The sequence below is a fragment of the Caulobacter sp. GW821-FHT10E02 genome, from assembly GCF_059415225.1.
The window spans coordinates 359,844-379,437 of record NZ_JBWKMV010000004.1 but is presented as its reverse complement, the minus strand read 5'-3'; the positions used below and the strand labels follow the sequence as shown (position 1 = coordinate 379,437).

General features: G+C 69.5%; 17 protein-coding genes. 8 read left to right on the top strand and 9 right to left on the bottom strand.

Annotated elements, in window-relative coordinates:
• The first annotated feature begins 96 nt into the window (after positions 1-96).
• Together AC07NI_RS21565 and AC07NI_RS21560 are read left to right on the top strand one after the other, a co-directional pair.
• Positions 97-2,079, top strand: a complete 1,983-nt coding sequence (locus AC07NI_RS21565) for an acyltransferase family protein (RefSeq protein WP_494622920.1) — start codon at positions 97-99, stop codon at positions 2,077-2,079.
• On the top strand, positions 2,076-2,972 hold the full coding sequence (locus tag AC07NI_RS21560; RefSeq protein WP_494622918.1) for a glycoside hydrolase family 16 protein: 897 nt from the start codon (positions 2,076-2,078) through the stop codon (positions 2,970-2,972). The genes AC07NI_RS21565 and AC07NI_RS21560 overlap by 4 nt, the downstream gene beginning before the upstream one ends.
• Here the strand turns inward: AC07NI_RS21560 and AC07NI_RS21555 are convergent.
• The gene (locus AC07NI_RS21555; RefSeq protein WP_494622916.1) at positions 2,969-3,751 is read right to left on the bottom strand and encodes a hypothetical protein; all 783 of its coding nucleotides are present in this window, start codon (positions 3,749-3,751) and stop codon (positions 2,969-2,971) included. The two genes, AC07NI_RS21560 and AC07NI_RS21555, sit on opposite strands and share 4 nt — an antisense overlap.
• Before the next feature lie 81 nt (positions 3,752-3,832).
• On the opposite strand from AC07NI_RS21555, the gene AC07NI_RS21550 reads away from it, so the two are divergent.
• Positions 3,833-4,492: a DUF6624 domain-containing protein gene (locus AC07NI_RS21550; protein WP_494622914.1), complete on the top strand. Its 660-nt coding sequence runs from the start codon at positions 3,833-3,835 to the stop codon at positions 4,490-4,492.
• Here AC07NI_RS21550 and AC07NI_RS21545 read toward each other — a convergent pair.
• Both AC07NI_RS21545 and AC07NI_RS21540 read right to left on the bottom strand, forming a co-directional pair.
• Positions 4,489-6,738 (bottom strand): GH92 family glycosyl hydrolase, encoded by a 2,250-nt coding sequence (locus tag AC07NI_RS21545; protein ID WP_494622912.1) that lies wholly within the window; start codon positions 6,736-6,738, stop codon positions 4,489-4,491. The genes AC07NI_RS21550 and AC07NI_RS21545 overlap by 4 nt on opposite strands.
• A gap of 79 nt (positions 6,739-6,817) precedes the next feature.
• Positions 6,818-7,408, bottom strand: a complete 591-nt coding sequence (locus AC07NI_RS21540; RefSeq protein ID WP_494622910.1) for a DNA-3-methyladenine glycosylase I — start codon at positions 7,406-7,408, stop codon at positions 6,818-6,820.
• 127 nt (positions 7,409-7,535) lie between these two features.
• On the opposite strand from AC07NI_RS21540, the gene AC07NI_RS21535 reads away from it, so the two are divergent.
• Positions 7,536-7,961 carry a hypothetical protein gene (locus AC07NI_RS21535; RefSeq protein ID WP_494622908.1) on the top strand — a complete coding sequence of 142 codons (426 nt, stop codon included), beginning with the start codon at positions 7,536-7,538 and terminating at the stop codon, positions 7,959-7,961.
• On the opposite strand, the gene ygfZ is transcribed toward AC07NI_RS21535, so the two are convergent.
• Positions 7,962-8,747, bottom strand: coding sequence for a CAF17-like 4Fe-4S cluster assembly/insertion protein YgfZ (gene ygfZ, locus AC07NI_RS21530; RefSeq protein WP_494622906.1), 786 nt, complete (start codon positions 8,745-8,747; stop codon positions 7,962-7,964).
• A 109-nt stretch (positions 8,748-8,856) separates the two neighbouring features.
• Here ygfZ and AC07NI_RS21525 point away from each other — a divergent pair, with 109 nt between their 5' ends.
• Together AC07NI_RS21525 and AC07NI_RS21520 are read left to right on the top strand one after the other, a co-directional pair.
• Positions 8,857-10,038: a glycosyltransferase family 9 protein gene (locus AC07NI_RS21525; RefSeq protein ID WP_494622904.1), complete on the top strand. Its 1,182-nt coding sequence runs from the start codon at positions 8,857-8,859 to the stop codon at positions 10,036-10,038.
• Between the two features lie 63 nt (positions 10,039-10,101).
• Positions 10,102-11,436 carry a dihydroorotase gene (locus AC07NI_RS21520; protein WP_494622902.1) on the top strand — a complete coding sequence of 445 codons (1,335 nt, stop codon included), beginning with the start codon at positions 10,102-10,104 and terminating at the stop codon, positions 11,434-11,436.
• Here AC07NI_RS21520 and AC07NI_RS21515 read toward each other — a convergent pair.
• Both AC07NI_RS21515 and AC07NI_RS21510 read right to left on the bottom strand, forming a co-directional pair.
• On the bottom strand, positions 11,433-12,647 hold the full coding sequence (locus tag AC07NI_RS21515; RefSeq protein ID WP_494622900.1) for an RNA polymerase sigma factor: 1,215 nt from the start codon (positions 12,645-12,647) through the stop codon (positions 11,433-11,435). The two genes, AC07NI_RS21520 and AC07NI_RS21515, sit on opposite strands and share 4 nt — an antisense overlap.
• Entirely contained in the window at positions 12,644-12,991 is a 348-nt protein-coding gene (locus AC07NI_RS21510; protein ID WP_494622898.1) for a YciI family protein, read from the bottom strand. The genes AC07NI_RS21515 and AC07NI_RS21510 overlap by 4 nt, the downstream gene beginning before the upstream one ends.
• 116 nt (positions 12,992-13,107) lie before the next feature.
• Here AC07NI_RS21510 and AC07NI_RS21505 point away from each other — a divergent pair, with 116 nt between their 5' ends.
• Positions 13,108-14,898, top strand: a complete 1,791-nt coding sequence (locus AC07NI_RS21505) for a feruloyl-CoA synthase (RefSeq protein WP_494622896.1) — start codon at positions 13,108-13,110, stop codon at positions 14,896-14,898.
• Here the strand turns inward: AC07NI_RS21505 and AC07NI_RS21500 are convergent.
• Complete coding sequence (locus AC07NI_RS21500) at positions 14,867-15,502, bottom strand: lysoplasmalogenase (RefSeq protein WP_494622894.1); 636 nt, start codon at positions 15,500-15,502, stop codon at positions 14,867-14,869. The genes AC07NI_RS21505 and AC07NI_RS21500 overlap by 32 nt on opposite strands.
• Positions 15,503-15,618: 116 nt before the next feature.
• Between AC07NI_RS21500 and AC07NI_RS21495 the strand changes: the two genes are divergently transcribed.
• Entirely contained in the window at positions 15,619-17,157 is a 1,539-nt protein-coding gene (locus AC07NI_RS21495; RefSeq protein WP_494622892.1) for an acetolactate synthase large subunit, read from the top strand.
• Here AC07NI_RS21495 and AC07NI_RS21490 read toward each other — a convergent pair.
• Together AC07NI_RS21490 and AC07NI_RS21485 are read right to left on the bottom strand one after the other, a co-directional pair.
• Positions 17,154-17,945, bottom strand: coding sequence for an SGNH/GDSL hydrolase family protein (locus AC07NI_RS21490; RefSeq protein WP_494622890.1), 792 nt, complete (start codon positions 17,943-17,945; stop codon positions 17,154-17,156). The two genes, AC07NI_RS21495 and AC07NI_RS21490, sit on opposite strands and share 4 nt — an antisense overlap.
• A gap of 88 nt (positions 17,946-18,033) precedes the next feature.
• Positions 18,034-19,497 carry a hypothetical protein gene (locus AC07NI_RS21485; RefSeq protein WP_494622888.1) on the bottom strand — a complete coding sequence of 488 codons (1,464 nt, stop codon included), beginning with the start codon at positions 19,495-19,497 and terminating at the stop codon, positions 18,034-18,036.
• Positions 19,498-19,594: the final 97 nt, after the last annotated feature.

Genomic DNA, 19,594 nt, shown 5'->3' with positions numbered 1-19,594 from the left:
CGGTCTCGGAAAAGGAGTTTACGAGCGTAATAATTTTCCTTGACGGCGCGGCGTGGCGCTGACCTCCTGATTACGTGTGTAATCTCGGGGGCGAGCATGGACCAGAACTATCGGCGCGACATCGACGGCCTGCGGGCCGTGGCCGTGGCGGCCATCGTCATCCACCACGCCTTTCCGGGCCTGCTGCCCGGCGGCTTCGTCGGGGTGGACGTGTTCTTCGTCATCTCCGGTTTCCTGATCACGCGGCTGATCGCGCAGGCGCGGGACGAGGGGACCTTCTCGTGGGGCGGCTTCTACCTGCGACGGGCTCGGCGGATCATCCCGGCCTATCTGCTGGTGGTCTTGGTCACGGCGGCCCTGGCGGTGGTGATCGAGATGCCGCGCCTGCTGGCCATGACCGGGGCGGCGACGGCGGCCTCGGGCCTGTTCCTGACCAACATCCTGTTCACCCAGACCGCCGGCTATTTCGCACCGGGCGCCCAGCAGAACCCGCTGCTGCACCTGTGGTCGCTGGGCGTGGAGGAGCAGTTCTACCTGGTCTGGCCGGCGCTGATCGCGCTGTTGTCGTGGAAGCGTCTACGCGGTCGGCGGGCGACCTTGGGGTTGGTCCTGCTGATCGCCTCGCTGGTCCTGGCCCAGGCGACGGTGGCCAGCAACTGGGCCTTCTTCGGCCTGCCGATGCGGGCCTGGGAGTTCCTGGCCGGCGGGGTGCTGGCCCTGGGTCTGGTCAAGCCGCCGGGCGACCGGACCACGGCCAATCTGGTCGGCGTCATCGGCGCGCTGATGATCGCCGGCAGCCTGGCGCTGCTGAACGAGGCCAGCATCTTTCCGGGGTTCTCGGCGGTTCCGGTCTGCCTGGGGACGGCGCTGCTGATCTGGAGCGGCATGGGCGCGGGGCAGGGTCTGGCCGTGCTGCGCCTCGCGCCGGTCGTTGGCCTGGGGCGGATTTCCTACTCGCTGTATCTCTGGCACTGGCCGCTCTTGGTCCTGGCGGCCGACGTCGCCGAGCAGCCGCTGACGACGCTTCAGCGCCTGGGCCTGGTCGGCGCGGCGCTGGTCCTGGCCGTGCTCAGCTGGCGGTTTGTCGAGCAGCCTTTCCGGCGCGGGCCGATGGAGCGGCCTTGGCGGCGCCTGGGCCTGAGGCTGCTGCCCTTGCTGGTCCCGATCGCCGTGGGGGCGCTGCTGTTCTTCACCCACGGCCTGCCCCAGCGCCTGTCGCCCACCGCCAAGGCTCTGGCCGACCTGGAGGAGACCGACGTCAATCCGGCCCGCAAGGCCTGCATGGAAAAGCGTGGCGACGCCTGCGGCCTGCAAGGCGACGACGTCCTGGTCTGGGGCGACTCCCACGCCGACGCCCTGACCCCCGGCGTGGTCGTCTGGGCCAAGGCCCGCGGCTGGAGCGTCCGCGAGGTCGCGCACGGGGGCTGCCCGCCGTTGGTCGGGGTCACGGTCAGGACCATGTACCGCTTCAAGCTGGAGTGCGAGGCCGGCGCCGACCAGGCCATGGCCCTGATCGCCTCGAATCCAAAGCTGAAGCTGGTCGTGCTGATGGGCCGTTGGCCGCTCTATCGCGACGCCCCGCCGTACTACGACGTCAACTCGCCCCGCGTGACCATGGAAGTCGCCGGCAAGCCCGGGAAGCGGCAGCGGGTCTCGACCGCCCTGAAGGCCACGCTGGACGCCATCCGGCGGCGCAACCCGAACGTCCGGGTGCTGGTGGTCGGGCCGTTCCCGGAGCTGACCCTGGGCGCGCCGGAGTGCCTGGGCCAGTCCGCCCAACTGGGTCTCGACCCCGGACGCTGCGCCAGCGTCGCCGCCGACCTGCCCCTGGCCCGGGCCCAGCCGGCCGAGGATGCGATCCGCGCCGCCGTCCAGGACCGCAAGGACGCGGCGGCGGTGTTCCCGTCCCAGACCCTGTGCCGCAACGGACGGTGCCTGGCGATGATGGACGGCCAGCCGATCTATTTCGACGACGACCATCTCAGCGCCTCGGGGGCGCGCCGTCTGGCCCCGGCCTGGCTGGAGACGGCATGGCAGCGCTTGGAGAATCCGGCGACGGCCCGTTTAGATGGGTCATGACCTTCAAGCCGATCCTCGCCGCCCTCGCTCTCTTGTCCGCCGCCGCGCCAGTCCGCGCCCAGGAAGTCCGCGCCCAGGAACCGTGGAGACTGGTCTGGTCCGACGAGTTCGACGGCGACCGGCTGGATCAGAACAAATGGACCTACGCCGCCGACTGCGGCGGGGGCGGCAATGACGAGCGGCAGTGCTACGCGGTCAGCCCCGACACGGTGTCGGTCGGCGGCGGCGTGCTGAAGCTGACCACGATCAAGCGCAAGACCGAGGGCCTGGCCAATCCGTGGGCCGGGCCGACGGGGCCGATGAAGACCGGCGACTACGCCTCGGGCAAGATCCTGACCAAGGGCAAGGCCTCGTGGCGCTACGGCCGCGTCGAGGCCCGCGCCCGCGTCCCCGGCGGCCAGGGCGTCTGGCCGGCGATCTGGATGATGCCCGAGCGCGAGATCTATGGCGGCTGGCCCCGCTCGGGCGAGATCGACATCCTGGAGACCGTCAATCTCGGCGCGCCGTGCGGCAGCTGCGAGGGCGGCCGCGAGAACCGCGTCTTCGGCACCATCCACTTCGCGGGCGACGCCAACGGCGGGCACAAGCAGGTCGGCAAGAGCGCCCCGATGCCGGCCTCGTCGGACGGCTTCCACATCTATGCGATCGAGTGGTCGCCGGAAGCTATTCTCTGGTTCGTCGACGGCCAGCGCTACGCCGAGGCCAAGGCCGCCGACTGGAAGCGCGAAGACCGCGAGGCCACGGCCACGCCGTTCGACCAGCCGTTCCACCTGATCCTAAACCTGGCCTTCGGCGGCCGCTGGCCCGAGGGCGCCAACGCCAAGGGCGTTGACGAGACCGCCTTGCCGGCGACGATGGAAGTCGACTGGGTCCGGGTCAGCCAGAAGCCCTAGGGCTGGAACAGGTCGAAGGCCTGGACGGGGATGCGGCTGGTGTGGAGGCCGTTGGTGATCCAGGCCGCTTCCAGTCCGGCTTCTCGGGCCAGGGTACGGGCCAGCTGGGCGTCGGCCTCGCTCGGCGCCAGCACGCCGTCGAGCGCCGCCTGTCCTGGGTGGAAGTTGTGATTGTGCAGGCCGATCAACACCGTCCAGCCGGCCTTGTGATCCTCCAGCACCCGCTCGGTGATCGGGGCGACGCGGCCGATCCAGTCCTCGTTCAGGGTCAGAGAGTAGACCCGCAGCCGCGTGTGGTCGGGCGAGCGCAGGATGAAGGCCGCGAACTCGGTCGGGCGGGCGAAGGTGTCCACGCGGTCGTGCTGGACCGCCATCAGCAGGCGCTCCAGGCAACCGGCGGGCCGGATCCAGTCCGCGGCGTGTGACGCCACCAACTGGTTGTAGCGGAGCAGCAACGGCGCGCCGAAGGCCGGCGAGCGCTGGAGCAGCGTCACGGGATCGCGGACCGTCACCGACCGCTCGACCCCCGCCATGAAGTCGCGATAGGCGTCGCTGTCGGGCGCTGTATCCGACCAGTAGACCGCCGCGTCCGGAACCTCCCAGACCTGGAGCAGCTGGGACCCCTTCGCGTCCTTGGGGCCCGTGCTTGCCAGCACCCGGGGCGACGCCGTGAACGCACAGACGCTCGGCGAGGCCAGCACGGCGCTCGGGAGCGCCAGGAGCGCGACGGCGAGCAGAGGGGCGAGAAGGGATCGGGCCATGCGGAGAGAGTTAGTCACGGCGCCGCTCCAAACCAGGGCCGGATTTGCCACGCGGCGCAACTATCGGTTCTATGGGGCAGCCTGAGGTAGCGAGGCTCGATGAGCATGATCATGGTTCTGGCGGCCGTCCTGGCCGTGGCGGCGCCGGCGGACGATCCCGTCCAGGCGACGGTGGGGCGGGTGAAGGCCGTCGGCGACCGAGCCGAGGTCATCGAGGCGATCACCGGCATGGGCTTCGTCGACTCCGCGATGCGGATAGCCATGCTGGAGTCGTCGAAAAACCTGCCGCCGGACCAGCGGTCCGCCGCCCAGAAGGCCGCCGCTCCACTGATCGCGGCCCAGGACAAGGTCCACGTGGCGAGGCTGAAGGCGATCATCGCCAAGCACGGCTGGCCGAAGATTTCGGAGACCTCGGAGCGGACCTCGGCCTCGGCCATGACCCTGGTCAACCACGCCGGCTTCGACCTGGCCTTCCAGCGCGAGGTGCTGGCCCTGATCGAACCCTTGACCAAGACCCGCGAGGCCCGGCCCGAGGACTATGCGCGGCTCTATGATCGCCTCGCCACCGACGACAAGCGACCCCAGCGCTACGGCACCCAGGGGACGACCTGCAAGGACGGCAAGTACGCGATCCCAGCCGATCTCGAGGCGCCCGAGACAGTCGACCAGCGCCGGGCCGCCGTCGGTCTGCAGCCGATCGCCGACGACCTGGCCATCCTCGACAAGACATACGGCGCCTGCGAGCCGCCGCCGGGCTAGGGCGCCAGCGGCCGGTCGCGCCAGGTCGACGCCCACTTCGACGGCTTGGGACCCATGACAAACGCCAACTCGCCGCCGGCCAGGATCTGGTCGTGGGTGATCACCGGCGCGTCCAGGCGCTTGCCGTTCAGGGTGGCCGACTGGATGTAGACGTTGGTGTCGCTGTTGTTCTTGGCCGTCACCGCGAAGCGCTTGCCGTTCGGCAGGTTCAGGGCGGCGGCGGCGAACAGGGGGCTGCCGATCATGTAGGCCTTCGACACCGGATTGATCGGGTAGAAGCCTAGGGCCGCGAACACGTACCAGGCCGACATCTGGCCGCAGTCCTCGTTGCCCAGGATGCCGACGGGCGTGTCGGCATAGGCGGCCTTGGCGATCTCGCGCACCTTGGCCTGGGATTTCCACGGCTGGCCGCCGAAGTCGTAGAGATAGCTGTAGTGGTGGCTGGGCTCGTTGTCGTGGCGGTTGTGGCCGCCGGCGAAGTGCTCGTCGAGCTTGGCGTTGAACGCCGTCTCGCCGCCCAGCAGCTTCATCGTGCCGGGAATGTCGTGCAGGGCCGCGAACAGGTAGACCCACTGGTCGCCCTCGGTCCAACCCTCGGTCGGCGAGGCCCAGCTGCCGTCCAGGTTCCGGGCCTGCATGAAGCCGCGCGCCGGGTTGAACAGGGTCTTGTAGTTCAGCGAGCGGGCCAGGAACTTCTTGTAGCCGGCCGTGTCGCCGGCCGCCTTGGCGACCAGGGCGACGGCGTAGTCGTCATAGGCCTCCTCCAGCGTGCTCGACGCGGATTCCGAGATCTTGTCTGCCGGGATGTAGCCGAGCTTGCTGGACCAGGTCAGACCGGCGCGGGCCTCATACGGGACCCCCGCCTCACGGTCGTACCAGCGGCGGGTCGTGTCGCCCTCGGGCGGGACGATGGCGTCCTTCAGCACCGCCTCATAGGCCAGCTTCAAGTCGAAACCCTTGAAGCCCTTGGTCACGGCCTCGGCCACCAGGCTGTCGGCGTGGGTGCCGATCATGATGTTGGTGTAGGAGGGGTTCGGCCATTTCGGCATGAACCCGCCCTCCTGGTAGTTCTGCAGCAGGGCCTGGACCATGCCGTCGACCCGCTCGGGGGCCAGCAAGGTCAGCAGGCTGTTCTGGGCGCGGTAGGTGTCCCATATCGAAAAGGCCGTGTAGCTGGTCCCGGTGTGCACCTTGTCGTCGAAGGCGCTGTAGTAGCGGCCCTGTTCCGAGAAGAGCTTGGGATAGAGCAGGGCGTGCCATAGGCCGGTGTAGAGGATGCGGCGCCGGTCGTCGGGCGCGCCCTCGACAGTGACCTGGCCGAGCTTGGCGTTCCAGGTCGCCTTCAGCGCCGCGACCGTGCCTTCGAAATCCCACTTGGGCAACTCGGCGTCGAGATTGGCGCGGGCCTGCTCCAGGCTGATGAACGAGGTCCCGACCTGGGCCTCGACCACCCGGTCGTCGCCGTCGTCGAAGCGCGCGAAAGCCCCGACATTGTCGCCTTCGATCTCGCTGCCCGGCGCCGACAGCGGGCCCTGATAGACGCCGCCGGCCGACATCGGACGGCGGAAGCGGACGACGAACCAGCCTTTGAAGTTCGGCAGCTTGATGGTGCTCAGGTGAGCGTCCATCCGGTCGGGATTGTAGCCGACGATCTCGCCCTTGGCGGCGTCGACCTTGATCCAGCCGCGCGTGCCGGCCCGGGTCGCCTCGACCATCACCGAGCGCTTGGTCCCGGCCGGGAAGGTGAAGCGCAGATAGCCGGCGTGGTCGGTGGCTGTCATCTCGGCGTGGATGCGCTTGCCGTCGGGACCCATGCGGACCGAATAGTAGTAGGGCGTCACCGTCTCGTCGGCGTGGCTGAAGCGCAGGCGGCGGTATTCGGGGCTGGGCTGCAGCCCGCCCATCTGCGGCATCAGGGTGACGTAGCCGTAGTCGCCCATCCACACGGCCGGCTGGTGGGTGCCGATGAAGCCGGTGATCCAGGAGTCTTCATAGGCGTAGGAGCTGACGCTGATCCGGTTCTGGCGGGTCTGGGGCGTCCAGTTGGTCATGCCGAACGGCGTGCCGACCAGCGGCATGGTGCCGCCATACTCGGCCCCGGCCTCGGTGCCGCCGGTGCCGATGTAGGGATTGACCCAGTCGACCGGGTCACGGGTCTGGGCCGTTGCGGCCCCAGCCAGGAGCAGCAGGCCCGCCGCCATCCAGCCCATCGCCCATCGGCCGGCCTTGCTCGCCCCGTTCGTCATGTTCCCACCCTCTGTACGCCGTCGATCGCGCGCTTATGGGTGATTAATATGATAAAATGAGTTGGGGCGTAAAGCGGGCCTAGACCCGCTTGGCCATCGCCTTGCATTCCTCGTGGCGGAAGCAGGTGGTCAAGTGGTCGTTGACCAAGCCGGTAGCCTGCATGAAGGCGTAGACGATCACCGGGCCGACGAACTTGAAGCCCTTGGCCTTCAGGACCTTGGACATCTCGACCGCCAGCGGCGTCTGGGCCGGGACCTGGCCGGCCTGCCACTGGTTCTGGATCGGCGCGCCGCCGACCATGCCCCACAGCAACTGGCCCAGGTCCTCGCCGCGCTCGCGCATGTCCAGATAGATCCGCGCGCCCGAGATGGCCGCGTCGATCTTGCCGTTCGAGCGGATGATGCCGGCGTCGGCCATCAGCCGGGCGCGGTCGGTCTCGTCGAAGCGGGCGACCTTCTCCGGATCGAACTCGGCGAAGGCCGCGCGGAAGGCCTCGCGCTTCTTCAGGATGGTGATCCACGACAGGCCGGCCTGGAAGCCGTCCAGGACCAGCTTCTCCCACAGGGCGCGGCTGTCCCACTCGGGCACGCCCCATTCGTGGTCGTGATAGGCCTCGTAGAACGGGTTTCCGTTCATGCCATACCAGGTGCAGCGGCTCGGTTCGGTCATGCGGCGAAGCTGGCAGAAAGATGCGTGGCTGGCCAGAACTTTTCAGGAACATACGCCTGGGCGCGACCGGATTAGCCCTCTCGTGCGTTGGAAGAGGCAGAGGGAACAAACCAAGGAGCAGACGCAAATGAAGCGCCTGAAGACTCTCGCCATCTTGGCCCTGGCGACGGCGACCGTCGCCGCAACGCCCGTTCTGGCCCAGCGCCACCACGACCGCGACGACAATCCGCCCGGCCCGCGTGGCGGCCCCGGCACCAATTGGGAGAATCCGCCCGGCTGGCGCGGCGGTCCCGGCGCCTCGCCTGACCGGCGCTACTATCGCTGGAAGGGCCAGCGGGTCGAGTTCCGCTATCGCGACGGCTACTACTACAACCGCGCCTACGGCTATTATCACCCGCGTTTCGGCTGGTGGAATCCGCGCGCCAAGTGCTGGTTCGACAACGACAACAACCCGCCCGGTCCGCGCGGCGGTCCCGGCACCAACTGGGAAAACCCGCCCGGCTGGCGCGGCGGTCCCGGCGCCTCGCCGGACCGCTACGGCAGCTGCCGCTAGCTAGCCAAGCCAGGCCGGCCGGTCCACGCGGACCGGCCGGCCGTCGGCCGTCAGGTCCGCGCCCTCGATACGGTCGAGGCGTAGCAGCGCCATGGCACGGCCGTCGCGCCCGCTCAGCACCTCGCCGGCGCGAAGCTCGCCGGCCAGCACCTCGGTCCCGAAGGCCGGGGCGGGGCCGTCGAAGACGATCGGCAGCATCCGGTTCTTGATCACGCCGCGCCGCTTCATGCGGCTGGTGGTCTCCTGGCCGACGAAGCACCCTTTCTTGAAGTCGATGCCGGCCATCAGGTCGAAGTCCGCCTCGATCGGATAGGTCGCCTCGCTGCCCCAGTCTTCGGGGCCGGGAACGCCGAGCGCCAGGCGATGGGCTTCGTAGGCATCCTCATCGGCGGTCGCGGCGCGGTCGTCATAGGCGCGGGCGCCCAGGCCCGGCAGGCGCGGATCGGCGTACTCGCTCGACACGCCCTCCCCGAACACCGCCAGCACCGGCCGGTCGCTGGCCTCCAGCGTCACCTTGGCCCGCAGGCGGTACATCGTCAGGCGTTGCAGGATCGCGTCGCGGTGGGCGGCGGCGACGTCCAGCAGGGCGCCGTCCTCCGTACCGGCCACGAACAGGTCGTAGAGCAGCTTGCCCTGCGGGGTCAGAAGGCCGGCGAAGCGCAACTCACCCGGCGCGAGGGTCTCGACGTCCTGGGTCAGCAGACCCTGCAGGAAACCGCGCCAGTCCGGACCGGACACGGCGATGACGGCGCGGGAGGACAGGCGGGCGACGGTAAGCATGCTCATGCCGCAGATGTGGCGCCGAGTCCCCACCAGCGCCAGTCCCTGAAAACGGGGAAAGCTCAACTGTTAACGTGGGATGCGCCGACTCGCCGACTGATCTATGGATAGACCGATGACACAGCGGGCCTTCCCGATTCTCTTCATCACGGCCACCCGCATCGGTGATGCGGTGCTTTCGTCCGGCCTCATCAAAATGCTGGCCGACCAGATCCCCAACGCCCGCTTCACCATCGTCGCCGGTCCCCTGGCCGCGCCCCTGTTCGCGCACGTGCCGGGCCTGGATCGCGTGATCGTCATGGAGAAGGGCAAGGGCAAGGGTCACTGGTTCAAGCTCTGGAACCAGGTGCGCCACAGGAAGTGGAGCCTGATCGTCGACCTGCGCGGCTCGGCCACGGCCCTGTTCCTGCGCCGTGACAAGCGGGCGATCTGGAAGAAGCTGCCCGGCGAGGTGGTGCACAAGGTGGTCGACGCCGCCCGCACCCTGAAGCTGGAAGGCGATCCGCCCGCGCCGCACCTCTACATCACCCCCGACGTCCAGGCCCTGGCCGACGAGCTGCTGGCCCCAATTCCAGGACAGGGCGATGGGCCGATCCTGGCGGTGGGGCCGGCGTCGAACTGGGTCGGCAAGGTCTGGCCGATCGAGCGCTTCACCCAGACGGCGGCCCAGCTGCTGGACAAGGACGGCCCGATGGCCGGCGGCCGCCTGCTGATCCTGGGCGGCCCGGAAGACACCCGCATGGTCGAGGAACTGCGCATGGCCTCGGCCCGCGGCCGGACCATCGACCTGACCGGCAAGGTCGATCTGCTGACCGCCTATGCCTGCCTGAAGCGGGCGCGGCTGTTCATCGGCAACGACTCCGGCCTGATGCACATCGCCGCCGCCGCCGGCACGCCGACCATCGGCCTGTTCGGGCCCTCGGACGAGCGGCGTTACGCGCCTTGGGGCGACAAGGCCGTGGCGGTGCGCGGTCCACGCAGCTTCGACCAGTTCCTGGCCGTCGATCCCGACCTGTCGCAAGCCATCCGCCACATGAGCGACCTGCCGGTGGCCACCGTGGTCAAGGCGGCCAAGGCGCTGCTGATCCGCACCGAACCCGGCGCCGAGGTCTCGCCGCAGGAAGCGGTGGTCGAGGCGACGATCGTCGAGGAAGCCGATGGCGCGCAGATCGCACCGCCGGCCGAGGAGGCCGCGCCGGAACCCGTCGAGGCGGTGGTCGAGGAAACCTCGCCCGAGGCCGAAGCGGTCGAAGAGGCCATTGCCGAAGAACGCGTGAGCGAACGGGACGCCAGCTAGTTTCAGTTGCCTCGCGAGCGAGCCGGTCCTAGACCGCCTCAACCCCATCGCAGGAGCCGTCCCATGACCCAGACCTTCGACCTGATCGTGCGTGGGGGCGAGGTCGTGAACCACGCGGGTCGCGGCTTCACCGACATCGGCGTTCGCAACGGCAAGATCGTCGCCATCGGTGACCTCAGCCAGGCTTCGGCGGGCGAGATCTTCGACGCCACCGGCCTGACCGTTCTGCCGGGCGTGATCGACAGCCAGGTCCACTTCCGCGAGCCGGGCCTGGAGTGGAAGGAAGACCTGGAGAGCGGTTCGCGCGGCGCGGCCCTGGGCGGCGTGGTCGCCGTCTTCGAGATGCCCAACACCGAGCCGACGACGACCGACCCGGACGCCCTGGCCGACAAGCTCGCGCGCGCCAAGAACCGCATGCACACCGACCACGCCTTCTATGTCGGCGGCACCCACGAGAACGCGACGTTCCTGGGCGAACTCGAACGTCTTCCGGGCTGCTGCGGCATCAAGGTGTTCATGGGCGCCTCGACCGGCAGCCTGCTGGTGCAGGACGACGAGGGCGTCGAGAACGTGCTGCGCCATGTCAACCGCCGCGCGGCCTTCCACTCGGAAGACGAATACCGCCTGGCCGACCGCCGCTCGCTCGCCCGTCCCGGTGACTGGACCAGCCACCCCGAGGTGCGCGACGCCCAGGCCGCTCTGCAATCGACCCACCGCCTGGTCCGCATCGCCAAGAACCTCGGCAAGCGCATCCACGTGCTGCACGTGACGACCAAGGAAGAGATCGACTTCCTGGCCCAGAACAAGGACGTCGCCTCGGTCGAGGTCACGCCCCAGCACCTGACCCTGGTCGCGCCGGAAGCCTATGAGCGCCTGAAGGGCTTTGCCCAGATGAACCCGCCGATCCGCACCGCCGACCACGTGGCCGGCGTCTGGCGCGGCATCGAGGCCGGCATCGCCGACGTGCTGGGTTCGGATCACGCTCCGCACACCCGGGAGGAAAAGGCTCGTCCCTATCCGGCCTCGCCGTCGGGCATGCCGGGCGTCCAGACCCTGGTGCCGGTGATGCTGACCCACGTGGTCGACGGCAAGCTCAGCCTGGAACGCTTCGTCGACCTGACCAGCCACGGCGTCAACCGCGTGTTCGGCCTGGCGGACAAGGGCCGCATCGCCGAGGGCTTCGACGCCGACTTCACCATCGTCGACATGAAGGCTCGCAAGACCATCACCCACGAGCAGATGGCCAACCGCGCCGGCTGGACCCCGTTCGACGGCTTCGAAGCCAAGGCCTGGCCGAAGGCGACCATCGTTCGCGGCATCGTGGTCATGCGCGACGACGAGATCGTCGCCGAGGGCCGTGGCGAGCCGGTGCGGTTCCTGGAAACCCTGGCGGGTTAGAGTTCGCTCCGTCTACGGATCAACCATAGTCGCTCCGCCGGTCCGGGCGCCATTTCGAGCGCCCGGTCATAGGCTTCCAGGGCCTCGTCGCGCCGTCCTAGCCGCGCCAGGAGGTCGGCCCGCACCGCGTGGAAGGGCTGGAAGTCGTCCAGCCGCGCGGCGTCCAGGGCCTTGATCTCGATCAGCGCCGCCGCCGGCCCGGCGACTTCCGCCAGCACCACGGCGCGGTTGATCCGCACGAACGGGTCCTCGCGCCAGGCCAGCAGCAGGTCGTACAGCGCCAGGGCCGCCGACCACGGCGGCGGCTCGGCCAGCGAGCGGCGCACGCACCAAACGCCGTGCAGCGCCGCCCTAAGCTGGCGAGGGCCTGGACGGTTCAATCGCGCGGCCTGACGCAACAGTGCCTCGCCCTCGCGGATCAGCGCGCGGTTCCAGAGCGCCGGATCCTGCTCCGACAGCGGGACCATCGCGCCCTCGGCGTCCAGTCGCGCAGGCCGGCGGGCCTCGGCGAAACGGACCAGGGCGGCGAAGGCCAGGCACTCGGGCTCGTTCGGCAGCAGTTCGGCCAGCACCGCCGTCAGGCCCAGCATCTCGCGGGCGTAGCCGGCGTGCTGCCCGGTCCCGGCGGCGTCCTCGTGGGCGCGGGCATAGGCGACCTCCAGGGTCGACAGCACGGCCGCCAGCCGTTCGGGCCACGCCTCGGGGCCGGGGACCTCGAACGACACGCCGGCCTGGGCGATCTTCTTCTTGGCGCGGGTCAGGCGCTGGAACATGGCGGCTTCCGCGACCAGGAAGGCGCGGGCGATCTCCTGCACGGTGAGGCCGCAGACCAGCCGCAGAGTCAGGGCCGCGCGGGCCTCGGGCGCGACGGCCGGGTGGCAGCAGACGAAGATCAGCCGCAGCCGTTCGTCGGGGATCAGCCGGGTGTCGGAGGCTAGGATTTCCTCGGCCGAAGCCTCCGGTTCGGGCGCGTCGAGGGGCGTGTTCTGCCTAACGTTCCGCCTACGGATCATATCCAGCGCGCACCGCCGCGCCGTGGCGTAGAGCCAGGCGGGCGGGTCCAGCGGCGGGGCGTCCGGCCAGACGGCCGCAGCCCGCGCGCAGGCCTCGGCATAGGCCTCTTCGGCCAGATCGAGGTCGCGGAAGGCCGCGGCCAGGGCGGCGAGGATCCGCCCCCCGGCCTCCCGCGCGGTCTGGTCTAGAGCGATCAACAGTCCGTCGTCGGGCGCACTTCCACCGAGCCGTCGCCGGCCAGGGGGATGCGCTTGGCGACGGCCATGGCCGCGTCCAGGTCCGGCACCTCGACGATGTAGAAGCCGCCCAGCTGCTCACGGGCCTCGGCCAGCGGGCCGTCGTGCAGGCTGTACTGGCCGCCGGTCTTGCGCAGGGTGGTGGCCGTGTCGGTGCTGTTGAGGCCTGAACCACCGCGCAGGATGCCTTCCTCCTCCATGGCCTTGGCCAGAGCCACGTGGGCGGTGATGATCTCCTCCAGCGCCCGGCCGTTATCGCGGCGATAGAGCTCTTCGTTCTCGTAGATCAGCAGGGCGTATTGCATCGTCCGTCTCCCATGAGCGCGCGGCCATCGCGACGCTTCGACCTGAGAGACGCGCCGGCTCACGCGGATTCGACAGGTCTTGGAAAAAATGTCGAGGGGGGCGCATAACGGAGGCCATGGACGGATCGACCCTCAACACCGCCCCCTTCCGCGACGCCCGCTACGCGCCCCGTGCCCTGGAGGTCGAGCGTCATGGCGAGACGCTGATCCTGCGCAATCCGATGCCCTATTCGGACGCGGTGCGGACGACGACGCAGCCCCTGGCCCGCTGGGCCGCCGAGGCGCCGGACCGGGTCTGGCTGGCGGAGCGCGACGGCGAGGGCTGGCGGACAATCACCTACGCTGAAGCCAAGACGAAGGTCGCGGCCCTGACCGGTGGCCTTGCGGAGCTAGGCCTCTCACGCGGCCAGCCGCTGCTGATCCTGGCCCGCAACGGTATCGACCATGCCCTGATCGCTTATGCCACCATGAGCCTGGGCGCGCCGGCCGCGCCGGTCTCGCCGCAGTACGGGCTGAAGGGCGCGGACCTGACCCGTCTGCAGTATGCCGTCGAGCGCCTGAAGCCCGCTGCCGTCTATGCCGACGACGCCGAGGCGTTCGGCGACGCCCTGGCCGCGCCGTTCCTGGCCGGCCTGCCGGTGGTGGTCAGTCGCAATGCCCGAGCCGGCGACTTGGCCTTTGAGGACTTGCTGAACAGCACGCCGCTCGAGCCGGTCGCCCAGCCGGACGACATCGCCAAGCTGTTGCTGACCTCGGGCTCGACCGGGCGGCCTAAGGCGGTGGTCTGCACCCACGCCAACATCGCGCTGAACGCGGCGCAGATCCAAGGCTGCTACGCCGATCCCGAGCCGCCGGTGCTGGTCAATTCCGCGCCCTGGAGCCACAGCCTGGGGGCCAACGCCATCCTGCACATGGTGCTGCACCGTGGCGGGACGCTGTACATCGACGCCGGCCAGCCGGTGCCGGGGAAGTTCGGCGAGACCGTCCGCAACCTGCGCGAGGTGGCGACGACCTATCACAACATGGTCCCCGCCGGCTGGGGCATGTTCGTCGGCGAGCTGGAGCGCGACGCGGTCCTGGCCGCCAGGTTCTTCGAGACGGTGCGGGTCATTCAGTATGGCGGGGCCTCGATGGCCCAGTCGATCCTCGATCGCGTCCAGGCCGTGGCCGTGCGAACGGTCGGCGAGCGCATCACCTTCGCGGCTGGCTATGGCGCGACCGAGACCGGGCCGACGGCCTGCAACATCCACTGGCTGAACGCCCGCTCAGGCATGGTCGGCCTGCCGACCCCGGGCACTTCGGTGAAGCTGGTCCCGGCCGGCGACGGCGGCAAGTTCGAGATCCGGGTGAAGGGGCCGCAGGTTTCGCCGGGCTATCTGGATCAACCGGAAGCCACCGCCCAGGCCTTCGACGAGGACGGCTTCTACCGCCTGGGCGACGCTGCCCGGCTGGCCGATCCGGACGATCCGGCGGCGGGGCTCGTGTTCGACGGCCGGCTCGTGGAGAACTTCAAGCTGGCCAGCGGCACCTTCGTGGCGGCCGGCGCCCTGCGGGTGGCGGCGGTGTCGGCGATTGGCGGCGTGGTCTCCGACGCGGTGGTCTGCGGCGAGGGCCAGGACGGCGTCGGCTTGATGCTGTTCCTCGACGCCAAGGCCTGCGAGCGGCTGGGCGACGAAGCGGCGGTGAGGACCGCGATCGTCGAGGGCTTGTCGCGGATGAACGCGGCGGCCAAGGGCGGCGGCGGCAAGGTGCTGCGCGCCCTCATCCTGGACGGCGCGCCCGACGCGGCCAGCGGCGAGCTGACCGACAAGGGCTATATCAACCAGGCGATGGCCCGAGACCGGCGACCGCAGGAGCTGGAGCGGTTGTTCGCGACTACGCCGGACGAGGCTGTCCTAGTTCTCTAGCGACCCCGACGCAGATCAGCAGCTGGCCGAAATAGTAGAGGCCCCAGACCGCCAGGCCGGTGACCAGGGTGTCCGGCAACGGACCCGTGCGAGCGAAGATCAGCAGGTCCGAGACCACGAACATCAGCGCGCCCAGGCCGACCGTCTTGAACGGGAAGCGGCTCATCAATGCGGTGGCGGCCATGACCGCCAGGAACGCGCTGTAGGCCACGACGCCGTTGTCGCCGCTGGACAGCAGGCGGGAGGCCCAGACCACGACGGGGGCCAGGACCAGCGGCGCTACCGAACCATGTCGGTAGTGGCGCAGGTAGAGGAACGTCGCCACGAGATGTCCCAGCAGGAACGACACCGCCCCGACCGTCAGGCCGTGGGTCTCCAGCAGCACGTCGCCGCCGGCGCCGAACGCCATGACCGCCGTCAGCAGCCAACCGTCCAGGCTCTTGGCCCGCAGCGCCGCGTGGACCGCCAGCAGCGCCACGCCCGCGCCCTTCCAGACGGTCTCGATCCCCGGCGGCAGGTGTATGGCCCTGGCCGCCAGATAGCTGGCGCCGGCGATCACGGACGCGATCAGCGTCCAGCGCGCGGCCGCGCTCATCCCTTGCATGGAACGTTTCCCCCGATTTTGAGCGCTAGACTGCGACAGCTTCCCGTGCCCACGCAACCTGGGTTGGCGTCCTTGCCGAAATGTCGGAGACAGGAGGCATAAAAGCGGAGGACAGCATGAACGGCGCGGACGCCCTGATCACCACCCTGGCCGACAACGGGGTCGTCGCCTGCTTCGCCAATCCCGGCACCAGCGAGATGCAGTTCGTCTCGGCCCTGGATCGCGAGCCGCGCATGCGCTCGGTGCTCTGCCTGTTCGAAGGCGTGGCGACCGGGGCCGCCGATGGCTACGGCCGCATGGCCGGCAAGCCCGCCTGCACCCTGCTGCACCTGGGTCCCGGCTACGCCAACGGCGCGGCCAACCTGCACAACGCCCGTCGCGCCTATACGCCGGTGGTCAATGTCATCGGCGACCACGCCACTTATCACCGGGGCTTCGACGCGCCGCTGAACAGCGACATCGCCGCCCTGGCCGCGCCCAACTCGCTGTGGGTCAAGTCGGCCGAGAGCGCCGACAGCGTCGGGCCGCTGACCGCCGAGGCCATCGTCGCCAGCTACGGGACGCCCGGCGGCAACGCCTGCCTCGTCCTGCCCGCCGACGCCGCCTGGAACGAGGCTACCGTGAAGGGGCCGGTCGTCACCCCGCCCGCCTTCGCCAAGCCCGACAAGACCGCCGTCGACACCGTCGCCAAGGCTCTGAGCTTCGCCAAGAAACCGGTGCTGCTGCTGGGCTCGGGCGCTTGTGGCGAGGTCGCCCTGGCCGCCGCTGGACGGCTCGCGGCCCACGGCGTGCGCGTGCTGACCGATACCTTCACCGCCCGCCAGGCGCGCGGCGAGGGGCGCTTCCGGCCCGACAAGTTGCCCTATTTCGGCGAGCAGGCCCTGAAGGACCTCGACGGTGTCGACCTGATGATCCTGGTCTCGACCCAGCGTCCGGTGGCCTTCTTCGCCTATCCCGACCGCCCTAGCGTGCTGGTGCCAGAAGGCTGCTCGGTCGAGACCCTGAGCGGTCGCGAGGTCGATGCGGCGGCGGCGTTGAACGCCCTGGCCGACGCGATTGGCGCGCCGGCGGTCGGCGCGGTCGAGGCCTATGCCGCGCCCGAGGCGCCGGCCGGTCGTTTCGACGCCTGGGCCATTGGAGCTTCGATCGCCAAGCACATGCCGGCCGACACGGTGATCTCCGACGACGCGGTGACCGCCGGCCTGCCGATCTTCACCCAGACCAAGGCCGCCCGCGCTCACGAGTGGTTGTCGCTGACCGGCGGCGCGATCGGCCAGGGCATCCCGCTGGCGATCGGCGCGGCCGTGGCCTGTCCGGACCGCAAGGTGCTGGCCCTGACCGGCGACGGCGCGGGCATGTACACGGTGCAGGGCCTCTGGACGATCGTCCGCGAGCAGCTGGACGTCACCGTGGTGGTCTTCGCCAACCACGCCTACCGCATCCTCGGCATCGAGCTGGGCCGCACCGGGGCGGGCAATCCGGGGCCGGCGGCTTCGAAGCTGCTGGACTTGGGCAACCCCCGCATAGACTGGGTGCAGCTGGCCCAGGGCATGGGCATGGCCGCCGAGCGCGCCGAAACGGCCGAAGCCTTCGACGACGCCTTCGCGCGGGCCATGGCCACGCCCGGCCCGCGCCTGATCGAGGCCGCGCTCTAGCGGGGCAGGGCGGCGTCCAGGGCCTGGGCGATGGCGGTCATGGCCGCCAGGTTCGGGTGATAGGGCGCGGCGCCCGGCGCCGGATAGCCGTTCATCCACGGCTCGGCCGCGCAGGCGTCGTGGCCCCGGCTGAATTCCGAGGTGGTGATCACCGTCGCGCCGCCGGCAGTCGCGGCTTCCCGCGTGATCGCCAGCAGCCGGGCGGCCTTGGTCCGGGCGGCGTCGGCGTCCGCCTCTGCCAGCGGCGCGGCGACGCAGGCGCCTCGGGGCGGCAAGATCGTCGGATACTCGATCAGCACGACCCTAGCCCTGGGCGCGCGCTCGCGGATCGCCGCGACCATGCCGGTCATCGCCGTCTTCAGGGCCGCGTAGTCGGCCTCGGTCGGCGAGGATTGCGGTGCGCAATTGGCCTCGCTCCGCTGACGGCACGAGCCGCCATAGAGGCCGCCGACCAGCCCGATGTCGTTGCCGCCGATGGTGACGGTGACCAGCGCCGTGTCGGCCGTCACCGCGTCGATCTGGGCCGGCAGCTCGCCCCACGGCTGGAGGATCGCCGAGGTCTTCGCCCCGCTGCAGCCGACATCGACGAGCGTGAGACCTCGCTTGGTCGCGAGCTGGCTGGCGTAGTTCCGCATCGACCGTGCGCAGCGGACCGGCGCGCCGTCCTGGTACGGCGCGATGCCGAGGCCAGCGGCGTAGGAGCTGCCCATCGAGACGTAGCGCGGACCGGCGTGAGCGGCGGTGGCGAGCAGGGCGAAGGCGAAGGCGAAGGCAAGCGTGCGGATCATGGTCCAAACCTAGCCAGGCCGACGCCCAAAAAGAAAGCCCGCCCGGATCGCTCCGGGCGGGCTGACTTGTTCAAGCTTCAGGCTGGGATCAGCTCTTGACCTTGTTGGTCGGCAGCTTGCAGCCGCCGCCGATGCCCTTGGCTTGGGCGCAGGACAGGAACTCCTTGGCCGCCGGCTTGGCGACGCCCGTCGGATAGCCCAGCACCCAGCCCGGCAGACCGTCCGAGCAGGCGACTTCGACGAAGCCTTCGTTCTCGGTCGAACCGATGATGCGGGCGTCCGACACCTTGCACGAGGCCTTGTTGAAGCCGACCAGGTCCTGGCTCAGGCGAGCGTACTGCGTGTCCTTCTTGGAGAAGGAGCAGCGGTAGCCGTTGAACTCGGCCGTGAGGCAGTCGAACACCGTGCCGCCGGTGGCGGTGAACACGGCGATGGCGCCGTTTTCGCTGCCCTTGCAGCGCAGCTCGACGACTTCCTTCTTCGGGTCGGTGCTCGGCAGCATGCCGTACTTCTCGACGTCGCAGGGGAAGCCGGCCTTGGCCGCCAGCTTGCTGTAGAAGCCGGCCTGCTCGGTCTGAGCGGCGACGGCGTCGGTCATGGTGCAGCCGCCGCCGACGAAGCCGGCTTGGGCGCAGGGGATCGACTTGACGAAGGCGCTGGTGGCCGACGTCTGCTGGTACATGTAGCCCTTGCCGTCCTGACAGGCGACTTCGTAGTAGCTGTCGGTCTTGGTGCTCAGGACGTAGCGCTTGTCCTTGATCACGCAGTTGTTGGCGGCGGCGGTGTTCAGCGCATCGACCAGCTGCAGCTGGGTCTGGCGGTTGGTCAGCTTGCAGCTGACATTGCTGCTTTCTTCATACAGCAGGCAGCTGTTAGCGACGACTTCGCCGTTCAGGTTCATCGGGTTGGTCGTCTGGACGATGTAGCCCGCGCCGCCCTTACAGGCGACTTCGAAGAACGAGTTCTTGGCGCCCGAGCCGATGGCGCGGGTGTTCTCGATATCGCAGTTCACGCCGCTCTTCTTGACGAACGTGGCCAGGCCCGCGCCCGGATTGGCGTTGCCCGGCAGGATGCAGGCCAGGCCGCCCTTCTTGCCGTCCGCACCCGGTTGGCTCGATTCCAGGCAGGTGTAGACCTGCGGGACCGAACCAGCCACGTCCTTCTTGGCGATCATCGCGAAGCCCATGCCTTCGTTACAGGCGACTTCGTAGTAGCGAACCTTCTCCTTGAGCTTCCCCTTGAGCTTGGCCATGCCCTCCTTGTCGCCGTTCAGCTGGTCCTTCGCGGCCTTGGAAATGGCGGCGGAGGCGGCGGCGTCGGAAATGTCCACTTCGCCTTCGCCGATGAAGCGGGCGTCCGAAACGGTGCAGCTCGCGCCGCTGGCCTGGATCAGGGCCGGGGCTTCCTTCATGCCCGTCTCACGCGCCTTGGCGTCGACAGCGGCGGGCTTGCCCTTCTCTTCCTTCGGCGCCGAAATGACAGCGGCGGGAATGAGAATGGCGACCGCGAGGGCGGCCGTCAGACCGATCGCGAAAGGCCTCATGGGTAACATCTCCTGGGTGGATTCCTCGCGCGGACATAAGCGCGTGCTTGTATCAGGGGTCAAGATACCGTCCGACCTGGGCGTGACGATGACCGGGTTTCGGGGC

Excerpts from the sequence above, each read along its gene's own strand:
- AC07NI_RS21510 (WP_494622898.1), bottom strand. The coding sequence starts at position 12,991 with ATGCAATACGCCCTGCTGATCTACGAGAACGAAGAGCTCTATCGCCGC.
- ygfZ (WP_494622906.1), bottom strand. The coding sequence starts at position 8,747 with ATGAGCATGCTTACCGTCGCCCGCCTGTCCTCCCGCGCCGTCATCGCC.
- AC07NI_RS21500 (WP_494622894.1), bottom strand. The coding sequence starts at position 15,502 with ATGCAAGGGATGAGCGCGGCCGCGCGCTGGACGCTGATCGCGTCCGTG.
- AC07NI_RS21525 (WP_494622904.1), top strand. The coding sequence starts at position 8,857 with ATGACACAGCGGGCCTTCCCGATTCTCTTCATCACGGCCACCCGCATC.
- AC07NI_RS21485 (WP_494622888.1), bottom strand. The coding sequence starts at position 19,497 with ATGTTACCCATGAGGCCTTTCGCGATCGGTCTGACGGCCGCCCTCGCG.
- AC07NI_RS21560 (WP_494622918.1), top strand. The coding sequence starts at position 2,076 with ATGACCTTCAAGCCGATCCTCGCCGCCCTCGCTCTCTTGTCCGCCGCC.
- AC07NI_RS21540 (WP_494622910.1), bottom strand. The coding sequence starts at position 7,408 with ATGACCGAACCGAGCCGCTGCACCTGGTATGGCATGAACGGAAACCCG.
- AC07NI_RS21520 (WP_494622902.1), top strand. The coding sequence starts at position 10,102 with ATGACCCAGACCTTCGACCTGATCGTGCGTGGGGGCGAGGTCGTGAAC.
- AC07NI_RS21535 (WP_494622908.1), top strand. The coding sequence starts at position 7,536 with ATGAAGCGCCTGAAGACTCTCGCCATCTTGGCCCTGGCGACGGCGACC.
- AC07NI_RS21550 (WP_494622914.1), top strand. The coding sequence starts at position 3,833 with ATGAGCATGATCATGGTTCTGGCGGCCGTCCTGGCCGTGGCGGCGCCG.
- AC07NI_RS21490 (WP_494622890.1), bottom strand. The coding sequence starts at position 17,945 with ATGATCCGCACGCTTGCCTTCGCCTTCGCCTTCGCCCTGCTCGCCACC.
- AC07NI_RS21545 (WP_494622912.1), bottom strand. The coding sequence starts at position 6,738 with ATGACGAACGGGGCGAGCAAGGCCGGCCGATGGGCGATGGGCTGGATG.
- AC07NI_RS21505 (WP_494622896.1), top strand. The coding sequence starts at position 13,108 with ATGGACGGATCGACCCTCAACACCGCCCCCTTCCGCGACGCCCGCTAC.
- AC07NI_RS21495 (WP_494622892.1), top strand. The coding sequence starts at position 15,619 with ATGAACGGCGCGGACGCCCTGATCACCACCCTGGCCGACAACGGGGTC.
- AC07NI_RS21565 (WP_494622920.1), top strand. The coding sequence starts at position 97 with ATGGACCAGAACTATCGGCGCGACATCGACGGCCTGCGGGCCGTGGCC.